The organism is Kribbella sp. NPDC050124 (assembly GCF_044460355.1).
In the GTDB taxonomy this organism is placed as follows: Bacteria; Actinomycetota; Actinomycetes; order Propionibacteriales; family Kribbellaceae; genus Kribbella.
This window is the reverse complement of record NZ_JBITJU010000001.1, coordinates 538,654-550,220: the sequence shown is the minus strand read 5'-3', so window position 1 is coordinate 550,220 and position 11,567 is coordinate 538,654. Positions and strand designations below refer to the sequence as shown.

Here is an 11,567-nt window from a genome sequence, read left to right as displayed (position 1 = left end):
TAGGACAGTGATGCGACGCAACATCCTGATCACCGGTGCGAGTTCCGGACTCGGGGAGGAGATGGCCCGGCAGTTCGCGGCGAAGGGGCACAACCTGGTGCTGACCGCGCGGCGGACGGATCGGTTGGAGGCGTTGCGTGCCGAGCTGACCGAACGGCATCCAGGGCTGACGGTGATTGTCCACGGGCTCGACGTGAACGATCACGACCAGGTGTTCGAGGTGTTCCGCAAGGCCGACGCCGAGCTGACCCTGGACCGCGTCGTGGTGAACGCCGGGCTTGGCAAGGGCGCGCCGCTCGGGACCGGGCGGTTCGACGCGAACCTGGAGACCGCGATGACGAACTTCGTCGGCGCGCTCGCCCAGGCGGAGGCCGCGCTGGAGCTGTTCCGGGCCCGGAACGCCGGTCATCTCGTCTTCATCTCGTCCATCTCCGCGCTGCGCGGGCTGCCGAGGACGGTGACGACGTACGCCGCCACCAAAGCCGGACTGGCGTCACTGGCTGAGGGGCTGCGGCTGGAGTTGCTGAACAAGCCGATCAAGATCAGCACGATCTTCCCCGGCTACATCCGCTCGGAGATGAACGACCGGGTCGCGAACACCCCGCTGATCGTCGACACCGTGCCCGGCGTCCGGGCGATCGTCGCCGCGATCGAGGCCGAGAAGGAGACGGCGTACGTGCCGCGCTGGCCGTGGGTGCCGCTCGCCCGGGTGATGAAGTACGCGCCACTGCCGTTGCTGAAGAGGATGATCTGATGCGCTGGGGCCTGACCGTTCCGCTGACCGGGGTGCCGCTGCGGGACCATCGACCGCTGGTCGAGGAGTTGGCGGCGCTGGGTTACACGGATCTGTGGTCGGCCGAGGTGGCCGGCGCGGACGCGTTCACTCCGTTGGTACTCGCGTCCGAGTGGGACGCCCGCCTCCGGCTGGGGACGGCCGTCGTACCGGTGCACACCCGTGGTCCGGCTGCGCTGGCGATGAGTGCGGCGGCGCTGGCTGATCTCGCGCCGGGACGGTTCGTGCTCGGGATCGGGGCGTCGTCGGAGACGATCGTGACCGGGTGGAACGGGATCGCGTACGACCCCCCGCTGGCCCGGACCCGGGACGTGCTGCGCTTCCTGCGGCAGGCGTTCGCCGGGGAGAAGGTGGACGGGGAGTTCGACAGCTTCACGATCAACCGGTTCCGACTGGAGAAGGCGCCGGACGTTCCGCCGGCGATCATGCTCGCCGCGCTGCGCCCGCAGATGCTCCGGCTGGCGGCGCGCGAGGCCGACGGCGCGATCACGAACTGGCTCTCCGCGGACGACGTACGACGGGTGCGGGCCGAGCTCGGTCCGGACAAGGAACTGGCGGCGCGGATCTTCGTCTGCGTCACCGAGGACGCGGAGATGGCGCGCAACATCGGGCGCTTCCTGATCGCGACCTACCTGACCGTCCCCGGGTACGCCGCCTTCCACGACTGGCTCGGCCGCGGCGCCGCGATGAAGGAGATGCGCGAGGCGTGGGCCGCCGGCGACCGCAACGCCGCGATGGCCGCCGTACCCGTCGAGGTCCTCGACGACCTGATCGTCCATGGCACCCCCGACCAGTGCCGAACCCACATCAACCGCTACCTCACCAACGGCCTGGACACCCCCATCATCGCCACCCTCCCCACCGGCACCGACCTCCTGGAAACCGCCCGAGCCCTGGCACCCAACTAAAAGGACACCGCTCCGCGGCGGCTGACCTTCGGCGGCGCACGGAATGTGATGGTGGAGATCGTGGTTGTGCGGATGGGCTGGGATGCCAGGCAAGCTCCGTCGTCCCCTTGAACGATTTGGTTCTACGCTGTCGACTGCGCCGGTCTGGGCCTTGTCAGGAGCTGTTGGTTTTGCCGGACGGGCGCAGACGCGTAGGGGTGAGCACGCCACGGACAAGAAGTGGGGACCTCGGACATCTGGTCAGGTGTCCGAGGTCGCCATTGGGTGTCCGAGCCTGCGTCGCTTGGTCATGGGTCAGTGAAGGCGGTGGGCGGTTAGCCAGTCGGTGGCGCGGCGGTTGGAGGCGCGGCAGAGCCAGGCGTCTTGGATTACTTCGGTTAGTTCCTTCTTGGTCAGTTTGTCGAGGTGGCTGGCTCGGACCAGGACTGACGGGTGGCCGTTGAAGTGGGGGATGGTGAAGAAGGGGTTGGAGTCGTCGGAGACGAGGGCTAGTTTCTCCTCTTCGGACTCGACCCAGATGACGATCACGTCGTCGTACCGCTCACCGGTGTCGGGGTCGAACGCGTCGGGGCGAGGGGTGCGGAAGAAGACGAAGGACTTGCCGCCGACCTGGTAGACCGGGCGGTCGGTGTTCTCCTTCTGCCAGACCGTGACGTGTGGCATCCCCAACGCCACCTCGTGCACGTCAGCGACCTTTGCCATGGTCCCGAGTCAACCAGCCGGGATCCGGATCGTGAAGGTCGAGCCGGAGCCGACGCGGCTGGTGACGGTGATGCGACCGTCGTGCGCCTCGGCCAGGTGCTTGGTGATGGCCAGGCCGAGTCCGCTGCCACCCGTCGTACGGCTGCGGGACTGTTCCGCGCGGTAGAAGCGGTCGAAGAGGTGTGGCAGGTGCTCGTCGGCGATGCCGGTCCCGTTGTCCGTGACGGTGAGGTTGTAGCCGTCGTCCACCCGCCGTACGCCGACCACGACGTGGCCCCCGGACGGCGTGAACCGGATCGCGTTCGAGACCAGGTTGCCCAGCGCCTGGCGGATCCGCGCGCTGTCGACGGACGCCGGCGCCGGCCCTGGTACGTCGGCCGTCAGCGAGACGCCGGCCGTCTCCGCAGCGGGTCGATGCGCGGACACCACCTGCTGCGCGAGCTCGGACAGATCACGCGGCGCCTTGTGCAACCGCAGCATGCCTGCGTCCGCGAGCGCCAGGTCCTGCAGGTCGGCCACCAAGTGCTCGAGCAGCCCGGTCTCCTCCAGGAGCGACGTGACCAGCTCACCATCCAGCGGTACGACGCCGTCCTCCGACGCGACCAGATAGCCCTTGATGTTCGCCAGTGGAGTCCGCAATTCATGCGCGACGTCGCTCACCATCGCCTTGCGCTGGAAGTCGTGTCGCTGAATCGACTCGGCCATCGCGTTGAACGCGTGCCCGAGCCGGGCCACCTCGTCCTTCCCGCTCACCGGTACGCGGGCCGCGTGGTCGCCGTTCCGCATCCGCTGCGCCGCCCCGGTCAGCGCCACGATCGGCCGGACCAGCCGGCGCCCGGCGAAGAGCATCGCCACCGCCGCGATCAACAGCACCCCGAGCGCGGTCGCTGCCGTACGCAGCAGGCCCTCCCCGGAGAACACGTTGAACGTGCTCTTCGCACCCAGGTAGAGCTTGGCCGACGGAGCGACGTACGGCGCCAGTGCCTGAGAGCGCGCCTCAGTCGTGCAGTTGGCGAACTGGTCCGAGTAGGCGGCCTTGTCCTTCGGCTCGACTGCCTGGAGACCGTCGAACTCGGTGACCGAGTAGTCCAGCCCGGCTGCGTCGAGGCAGTCGGTGGCGCGCCGGATCTCGTCGTCGTTGACCAGTTTGGCCTTCGCGCTCGGAGCGTTCATGCCCGGGGGGAGGCACTTGTCGTTGAGTCCGTTCGGCTTGGTGACCTGCATCAGGCTCGTTCCGTTGACCGTCTGGCCGGATTCGACCATCACGACCGGCATGTTGGCGCCGCCGGCGCTGGACACCGTGGCGTGCTTGCCCTGCGCCGCGTAGCACTCGGTGGCCAATTGAGCCAGCCGGTTGCGCTCGGCAAGTTCCTCGTCGGTCAGCCCCCAGCCGGGATAGGCCGGATAGAGCCCAGGCAGGGCGGCGGCGCTCACCACCGTGTCGGCCTTGCCCGCTGCGGTCTTGCGGGCGGAGTAGACGCTCACGGCTCCGGCGAGCTTGGCGTTGCCCTGGGTGCGTACGTCGACGGTTGCCGCTGGCACCGAAGGGAGCTCCGGACCAGCACCGAGCATCCGGGCCGAGTCCGCGATCACCGTGCCGTCCGGCTTCGTCAGCGCGATCCGGCGGCCGAGCTCGTCGGACAGCTCGTGCACCAGCTTGTCCACGCCGGACCAGCTCGGGTGGTCGGACGCGTACCGCGACAGCCGCTCGTAGATCTGACCGTCGACCTGCAGCTGGCCGGTGTTCGCGTCGATCTCACCCTGCAACTGCTCCGAGGTGCTGTACGTCGCGATCACGGCGGTCGCGATCACCGCACCGAGCGCCACCGCGAGGGACAGCCCGAGGAACCGGACCAGCACGCTACGACGCATCGGGAGCTCCCACCTTGTCGGCCAGCTTGTACCCCACGCCGTACACGGTCTTCAGGTACGCCGGGGAGCCCGGAGACGGCTCGATCTTCTTCCGGAGGTTCATCACGTGCACGTCGATGGTCCGGTCGAACACGTAGTGGTCGAACCCGAACGCGTGCTCGAGCAGCTGCTGCCGGGAGAAGGCCCGCCCCGGTGAGGCCGCGAGGCAGGCCAGGATCTTGAACTCCGCCGGTGTCACCTCGACCAGGCGATCGGCCAGCCGCACCTCGTGCCGGATCGGGTCGATCTCCAGCTCGCCGACCCGGTACACCTCGCCCTCGGACCGGCTCCGGGTCCGCCGCAGCACGGTCCGGACCCGGGCGACCAGTTCGCGCGGGTTGTACGGCTTGGTCAGGTAGTCGTCGGCGCCCAGGTCCAGCCCGAGTAGCAGGTCGTCCTCGGTGGAGCGGGCGGTCAGCATGATGATCGGCACGCCGGAGTCGCCCGAGCCGTCGGCCCGCAGCACCCGGCAGACGTCCAGGCCGTCCACCTTCGGCATCATCACATCGAGCACGAGCAGGTCCGGACTGCGCCGGCGGGCCTCGTCGATCGCGGCCCGCCCGTCGTGCACGACGACGGTGAGATGCCCCTCCCGCTCGAGGTACCGCCGGATCAGCTCCGCCTGCTTCAGGTCGTCTTCGGCGACGAGAATCCGGGCTGGCATGTTCCTCAATGTGACCGATCTTCATAAGAAACCTATGAAGATCGGCTGAGAGCATCGGGTGCAAACGGCTCCTTCACAGGTTCTTCACCGCCCCGCAGGCACGCTCCAGAGCCATGAGAACCTCACGAACGGCACTCGCGGTCGTCGCCGTACTGGCGCTGGCCGGCTGTGGAAACTCCAATGACCCGGGCGCGGCGACCGGTGATCAGAAAACTGACAAGAGCCCGCTCGCGGAGTACATGGGTGAGGGTTTCGTCAGCTCGGGCAGCGGCGGGATGCGGATGGCGGTCCGGGCCGGTGGCGGTCCCGGGTCGAGCGAGGAGGAGCTGGCCAAGCAGCGCAAGGTCGAGGACGCCACCGCGGCCTGCATGAAGGCGGCCGGGTTCGAGTACGTGCCGGTTCCGCCGGAGTCGCAGCCGAAGGGCAAGTTCGACGACGCGTTCAACCTGCCGCCGGACGAGTTCGCCGAGCAGTACGGCTACGGCATCACTACCATCGACTGGTCCAAGGCGGGCGCGGCCGGTGACGACAGCAACCCGAACACCAAGATCCGCAACGCGCTCTCGGCGAAGGCGAAGAAGGCGTACGACACCGCCCTGAACGGCCCGAACTCGACCGGCAACGGCAACGTCGTGATCGCGCCCAAGGAAGGCGAGGGCCCGAAGAGCAGCTCCGCGCTGAACCTGGGCTGCCGCGGCAAGGCCGCCGAGGAGGTCTACGGCAAGGGCCAGGACCGCGAGGCCGAGTTCAAGAAGTACGAGAACCTGTTCAAGGACATCCAGGCCCTCGCGAAGCGGATCGAGGACGACCAGCGGGTCGTTGACGCGACCACCGCCTGGGCCGACTGCCTCGCCGACTCCGGCCAGGCCGGCTACAAGAAGATCGACGAGCCGCGGCAGAAGGTCAGCCAGAAGCTGGACGAGCTGTCCGGTAACAACCCGGCCGGTAACAACCCCGGCAAGACCGTGATCGGCGCGCCGTCGCTGGACAAGGTGGACGCGGCCAAGCTGGCCGAGTTGCGCAAGTTCGAGATCGACCTCGCGGTGGCCGACCAGAAGTGCCGCGCCAAGGTGTACGACGAGCCGTACAAGACGGTGCAGTACGAGAAGGAGAAGGAGTTCGTCGAGCAGCACAAGGCCGAGCTCGAGGCGTACCGCGACGGAATGGCGAACCGGTGACCGCTTCGCCCAGATCCCGCCGCCGGGTGCTGGTCGGGGTGTCCGCGGTGGCGGCGGTCTCGCTCGGAGTGGGCGTGGCGGCCGGCAGCCGGATCACCTCGCCGGAGGACGCGGCCGCCAAGACCGCCGCGCCGAAGGCGTCCCAGATCACCGTGCCGGTGGAGAAGAAGGCGCTGTCCAGCAAGGTCGTCGGCCGGGGCGACGCCTCGTTCGACGGTGCGGTGAACATCCGGGTCGAGACCAGCGGCCTGACCACGCCCGCGATCGTGACCGGCAAGGTCCCGGCGGTCGGCTCGACCCTCACCGAGGGCAAGGCGCTGCTGGAGATCACCGGCCGACCGGTGATCGGCCTGGCCGGCGTGCTGCCGATGTACCGAACGCTCTCGCCGGGCAGCAAGGGACCCGACGTACTCCAGCTCGAGCAGACGCTGGACCGCCTCGGCCTCGACCCGGGCGACGTCGACGACGAGTACGACACCGACACCTCGGCGGCGGTCGAGCGGCTCTACGAGGAGGCCGGGTACGACGCTCCCGAGCCGGAGCAGCAGTTGAGCCAGGCCGTCGACGCGGCGGAGAAGAACGTCGACGCGATGAAGAACGCGCTCCGGCAGGCGAAGGCCGCGCTGAAGCAGGCGCAGCAGGCCAAGGCGAAAGACACGAGCGTTCAGCAGGGCGCGGTCGACGACGCCGAGGAGAACTTGGCCGACGCGCAGGAGGCACTGAACGAGGCCGAGTTCAAGGCCGGTACGCCGCTGCCGGTCTCGGAGATCGTCTACGTGAAGACGCTGCCGCGCCGGGTCGACGACGTGAAGGTCGAGCGCGGCGGCACGGTGAACGGCGTGGTCATGTCCGCCAGCGGCGCAGCCCTCGTGGTCACGGTCAAGGTCGACGCGCAGACCGCGGAGCGCCTGAAGGCCGGGATAGCCGCGACCCTCGACCTCGGCGAGGGTACGGCGGTTGCCGGCAAGGTCCGCCGGATCACCAAGAACGGCGACCAGTACGACGTCGTGGTCGCACCGAACACGCTGACGGCGAAGCAACTCGCGCTGTTCCGCGACGCCAACGTCCGGGTCACGATCCCGGTGAAGAGCACGGCCGGCAAGGTGCTCGCCGTACCGGTGGCTGCGTTGTCGTCCGGTCCGGACGGTGGGTCGCGGGTCGAGGTGCTGCGCGAGGGCAAGGTCGAGCTCATCCCGGTGACGGTCGGGCTGTCCGCCGACGGTTATGCACAGGTCACGCCGAGTGGAGACTCCAAGCTGGCCGAGGGTGACCAAGTGGTGGTCGGGCGATGAGCGAGCGAAGCGAGTTCACAATCAAGCACTGCGCGCTCGTGCCTCATCCGCGCCCGGAGCGAAGCGAGGACGTGGATGAGTGAGACGGCGGTTGCTCTGCCGGCGCCGGTCGTCGAGATGATCGGCGTACGGCGGTTCTTCCCCGGACCGCCCGAGGTGCGGGCGATCCGGGAGGTCGACCTGACGATCGGGCAAGGGGAGTACCTGTCGATCGTCGGGCCGTCCGGGTCGGGGAAGTCGACGTTGCTGCATCTGCTCGGCCTGCTCGACAACCCGACCGGTGGGGTCTATCGGCTCGACGGCGTGGACACGATGAGCCTGCGTGAGCGGCGCCGCGCCGTACTGCGGGGGGAGCGGATCGGGTTCGTGTTCCAGTCGTTCCACCTGCTCGATCACCGGACGGTACTGGAGAACGTCGCGCTGTCGATGGTGTACGTCGGGGTGCCTCGGCGCGAGCGGATGGCGCGGGCGCGGGTGGCGTTGGAGCGGGTCGGGCTCGCGCACCGGATGGACTTCGCCCCGACCACGCTGTCCGGTGGTGAGCGGCAGCGGGTCGCGATCGCGCGGGCGCTGGTCGCGGAGCCGAGCCTGCTGCTCGCGGACGAGCCGACCGGCAACCTGGACAGCGCCAACGCGGAGGCGATCCTCGAAGTGTTCGACGAGTTGCACCACGAGGGGATGACGCTGGCCGTCATCACCCACGACGCCCACGTCAGCAGCCGGGCCCAGCGCCAGGTCCGCATCGTCGACGGAACCCTCCAGTGGTAACCCAAGCAGGCCCCCCGGATCCCGCCGGCGGGCCGTCCACTTCAGAAAGTGCCGAAGGCCGACGGCGGCTGCGGCCTCGGCTCGCGCTCGCCTCGCTCGTTCGCCGTGCCGCGAGCCCGCGCGGCGGGCGGCGCGCCGGACCGGGCCGGACGCCCGGCCTCCGCCGGTCCGCCCCCGCTGTGCGGGATCTCCTGGACGAGGCGTTGGCCGGAGTCGCCGCCAGGCCCACTCGGCTCATCCTCACCACGCTCGGGACTGTGCTCGGGATTGCTGCTTTGGTGGGAACGGTTGGGTTGGGGCAGACGGCGTCCGGGCAGATCACTCAGCGGTTTGATCTGGCGGCGGCTACGCGGGTCGTCGTACAGCCTGAGGAGAAGGGTGGGCAGGAGGGCGAGGCGGCGACCCAGCTTCCGTGGGACGCCCCCGACCGGGTCCAGCGGCTGAACGGCGTCGACGCCGCCGGCACCGTGAGCACGCTGGACGTCGGTGACGACCTGGTCCGCAGTGTCGCGGGTCTGGACGGCCAGAAGGACGGGCACGCGCTGAAGGTGATGGCGGGCTCGGCCGGGCTGTTCGACGCGGTGCGCGCGGTACTGCGGACCGGCCGGTTCTTCGACGCCGGCCACGATCAGCGCGGTGACAAGGTGATTGTCCTCGGCAAGAACGCGGCCGAGCGGCTCGGTATCAACCGGGTCGACGCCCAGCCCGCGGTGTTCATCGGCGACGAGCCGTACACGGTGATCGGCATCCTCGACTCGGTCAGCGGCCGGGCCGAGCTCAACGACGCCGTGATCATGCCGAACGGCACCGCCAGGACGGCGTACGACCTCGAGTCGCCGGACGCGCTCGAGATCCGGACCCAGGTCGGCGCCGCTCAGCTGATCGCCGGTCAGGCTCCGGTCGCGATCCAGCCGAACGACCCGAGCACCCTCAACGTCGACGCTCCGCCGAAGCAGGGCGCCGTACGCAAGGGTGTCGAGTCCGACCTGAACGCGCTGTTCCTGCTGCTCGGCGCCGTCGCGCTCCTGGTCGGCGGCCTCGGCATCGCGAACGTCACGCTGCTGTCCGTCCTCGAACGCATCTCCGAGATCGGCCTGCGCCGGGCGCTGGGCGCGGCCCGAAGACATGTCGCGATCCAGTTCCTGGTGGAGAGCGTGATCGTCGGCTTCCTCGGCGGATTGCTCGGTACGGCGGTCGGCGTACTGCTCACCGTGGGAGTGTCGTGGGTGCGGGACTGGACCCCGATCCTGGACAACCGGCTCGCGTTCGGGTCACCCCTGCTGGGTGCGTTCATCGGCCTGGTCGCCGGCACCTACCCCGCGTGGAAGGCCTCCGCCATCCAGCCCATCACCGCGCTCCGCGGCACCTGAGTCGTCCCGGCTGAGCCGCGCGTACAGGAACGCCGTGACCAGGAACCCGAGCACGACGAAGGCGAGCACCGCGTACGATTTCCCGTCGTCGGGCAGGATCACCGCGCCGAGCGCGGCCGCGGAGACCTGCCCGACGTTGAAGATCATGTCGTAGAGCGAGAACACGCGGCCGCGGTAGACGTCGTCGACACCCGTCTGGACGAGGGTGTCGACGCTGATCTTCACGCCCTGCGCGCAGAACCCGGTCAGGAAGCCGGCCACGATCAGCGCCGGCTGCGTGTAGAGGCCGCCCGGCATCGCGGTCACCACCGCGGCGGCGACGAACAGCAGGGTGATCCACTGCCGCAGCGCCATCACCCGCGTCGCCCACGGTGTGACCAGCGCGGCGAGGAACAGCCCGGCGCCGACCGCGCCGGTGGCGACGGCGAGCGCCCCGAACGCTTCATCGAGCCGGTCGGGACCGTAGAAGTGGTTCCGGTACAGCAGGATCATCGCGACCGTGACGAGGCCGAAGAAGAACCGCAGGGAGCCGATCGCGGCCAGCCCGAGTGCGGCCTGTTTGCGTTCCCTCAGATGCCGGGCGCCGTCGACCAGACCCGAGGCGATGGTCCGGATCGCCTCGGCCACGCCGGGCTCGTCACCGTTCAGGTCCGGGCCGAGTTGGTTGCGCTGGAGCCGCAGAGCGAGCAGGGCGGCCGCTGTGTAGATCAGTACTGTCAGCCCGAGTACGGCGAGGTCGGAGTCGACGATCAGCTTCACCCCGGCGCCGACGCCGCCGCCGATGAGGAAGAACGCCGTACCCGAGGTCGGGGCGACGGCGTTCGCCATCACCAGCTCGTCCCGGTCGACCACGTGCGGCAGGCCGGCGGACAACCCGGACAGCAGAAACCGGTTGACCCCGAGCGTCAGCAGTACGGCGAAGTAGAACGGCACCCCCGCGTTGCCGATCGCAACGAGGGCGCCGATGCCGATCACGAGCGCGGCCCGGGTGAGGTTCGCCCCGAACAGGATCTGCCGTCGTGACCACCGGTCCAGCAGGACGCCGGTGAACGGGCCGAGGATCGAGTACGGCAGCAATGCCACCGCGAACAGCCCGGCGATCGCCGCCGCGTCCGGCGCCCGCTCCGGCGAGAACAGCACGTACGACGCCAGCGCGACCTGGAACACGCCGTCGCCGAACTGCGACGTCAGCCGCACCGCGAACAGCCGCCGGAAATCCCCACGCCTCAGCAGCGTCGCCAGATCCCGGATGAACCGCACGCCCGCAGCCTAGGTCAGTCGTCCGCGGGTAGGTGCAGGCGGTCGGCCCACCGTCTGCCGCCCTTCGATCACACTCATCCGGCCCGCCCCTCACGTCGTCAGATAGTCCGCCAGCAGCTGTGGATGACCGAGCATCGGGAAGTGTGCCCCCGGCACCTCGTCCGGGTCGAACCCGAGCCGCTCCCGCGTCACCCGCCGCAAGAAGTCTGCCGGGAACAGGAGGTCGTCCACCCCGATCACCGCTCGCGTCGACACCTGCGGCCACTGTTCTATTGCGCACAGGTCGTCCATCGGACCGCCGCTCTGCTCCCGGAGCTGCCGCCGCGCCTCGGCCGCGAAGTCCGGCGGCAGGTCGTGGAAGAACGTGTCCGAGTCGTCGCCGACCCAGTCGTACCCGGTGTTCGCCCACCAGTCCCGGATCCGCTCGCCCGGCGCCGGCACCGTCGCCGCCACCAGCACGAACTCCCGCACCGGCAGTTGCTCGCACACCATCGCCCCGGTGAACCCACCCAGCGAGTGCGCCGCCACCACGACCTCGTCACCCTCCGGTACGGCGGCCAGCACGACGTCGACGTACTCCGCCAGACCCGCCTGCGGATCGTCGCACGGCAGGTCGACCGCGATCACCTCGTGCCCGCGGTCGCGCAGCTCGTCCGTCACCGGATGCCAGTGCCACGACGTGCAGCCCGCGCCCGGGATCAGGACGAATCTCATGCCGACC

At 69.4% G+C, this 11,567-nt stretch carries 11 protein-coding genes; 6 read left to right on the top strand and 5 right to left on the bottom strand.

The annotated features are described in order from the left end of the window. Positions 1–10: 10 nt before the first annotated feature. The gene (locus ACIBL3_RS02775; RefSeq protein ID WP_396351430.1) at positions 11–754 is read left to right on the top strand and encodes an SDR family oxidoreductase; all 744 of its coding nucleotides are present in this window, start codon (positions 11–13) and stop codon (positions 752–754) included. Continuing rightward, the gene (locus ACIBL3_RS02770; protein WP_396351429.1) at positions 754–1,701 is read left to right on the top strand and encodes an LLM class F420-dependent oxidoreductase; all 948 of its coding nucleotides are present in this window, start codon (positions 754–756) and stop codon (positions 1,699–1,701) included. The genes ACIBL3_RS02775 and ACIBL3_RS02770 overlap by 1 nt, the downstream gene beginning before the upstream one ends. A 294-nt stretch (positions 1,702–1,995) precedes the next feature. On the opposite strand, the gene ACIBL3_RS02765 is transcribed toward ACIBL3_RS02770, so the two are convergent. From ACIBL3_RS02765 to ACIBL3_RS02755, 3 genes are read right to left on the bottom strand one after another with little or no spacing between them, the layout of a single operon-like run. After that, positions 1,996–2,403, bottom strand: a complete 408-nt coding sequence (locus ACIBL3_RS02765) for an MmcQ/YjbR family DNA-binding protein (RefSeq protein ID WP_396351428.1) — start codon at positions 2,401–2,403, stop codon at positions 1,996–1,998. A 9-nt stretch (positions 2,404–2,412) separates the two neighbouring features. After that, positions 2,413–4,275: a sensor histidine kinase gene (locus ACIBL3_RS02760; RefSeq protein ID WP_396351427.1), complete on the bottom strand. Its 1,863-nt coding sequence runs from the start codon at positions 4,273–4,275 to the stop codon at positions 2,413–2,415. Further along, positions 4,265–4,978: a response regulator transcription factor gene (locus ACIBL3_RS02755; protein WP_396351426.1), complete on the bottom strand. Its 714-nt coding sequence runs from the start codon at positions 4,976–4,978 to the stop codon at positions 4,265–4,267. Before ACIBL3_RS02755 ends, ACIBL3_RS02760 begins: the two co-directional genes overlap by 11 nt. 113 nt (positions 4,979–5,091) lie before the next feature. On the opposite strand from ACIBL3_RS02755, the gene ACIBL3_RS02750 reads away from it, so the two are divergent. The 4 genes from ACIBL3_RS02750 to ACIBL3_RS02735 all read left to right on the top strand — a co-directional run bounded on the left by ACIBL3_RS02750 (position 5,092) and on the right by ACIBL3_RS02735 (position 9,586). Continuing rightward, complete coding sequence (locus ACIBL3_RS02750) at positions 5,092–6,156, top strand: hypothetical protein (protein ID WP_396351425.1); 1,065 nt, start codon at positions 5,092–5,094, stop codon at positions 6,154–6,156. Next, complete coding sequence (locus tag ACIBL3_RS02745) at positions 6,153–7,448, top strand: peptidoglycan-binding protein (RefSeq protein ID WP_396351424.1); 1,296 nt, start codon at positions 6,153–6,155, stop codon at positions 7,446–7,448. Before ACIBL3_RS02750 ends, ACIBL3_RS02745 begins: the two co-directional genes overlap by 4 nt. 75 nt (positions 7,449–7,523) lie before the next feature. Next, positions 7,524–8,216, top strand: a complete 693-nt coding sequence (locus tag ACIBL3_RS02740; RefSeq protein WP_396351423.1) for an ABC transporter ATP-binding protein — start codon at positions 7,524–7,526, stop codon at positions 8,214–8,216. A 179-nt stretch (positions 8,217–8,395) separates the two neighbouring features. Next, on the top strand, positions 8,396–9,586 hold the full coding sequence (locus ACIBL3_RS02735; RefSeq protein WP_396351422.1) for an ABC transporter permease: 1,191 nt from the start codon (positions 8,396–8,398) through the stop codon (positions 9,584–9,586). On the opposite strand, the gene ACIBL3_RS02730 is transcribed toward ACIBL3_RS02735, so the two are convergent. Further along, positions 9,488–10,846 carry an MFS transporter gene (locus ACIBL3_RS02730; RefSeq protein ID WP_396351421.1) on the bottom strand — a complete coding sequence of 453 codons (1,359 nt, stop codon included), beginning with the start codon at positions 10,844–10,846 and terminating at the stop codon, positions 9,488–9,490. The genes ACIBL3_RS02735 and ACIBL3_RS02730 overlap by 99 nt on opposite strands. Positions 10,847–10,936: 90 nt before the next feature. Beyond that, on the bottom strand, positions 10,937–11,560 hold the full coding sequence (locus ACIBL3_RS02725) for an alpha/beta fold hydrolase (RefSeq protein ID WP_396351420.1): 624 nt from the start codon (positions 11,558–11,560) through the stop codon (positions 10,937–10,939). Between the last annotated feature and the right edge of the window lie 7 nt (positions 11,561–11,567).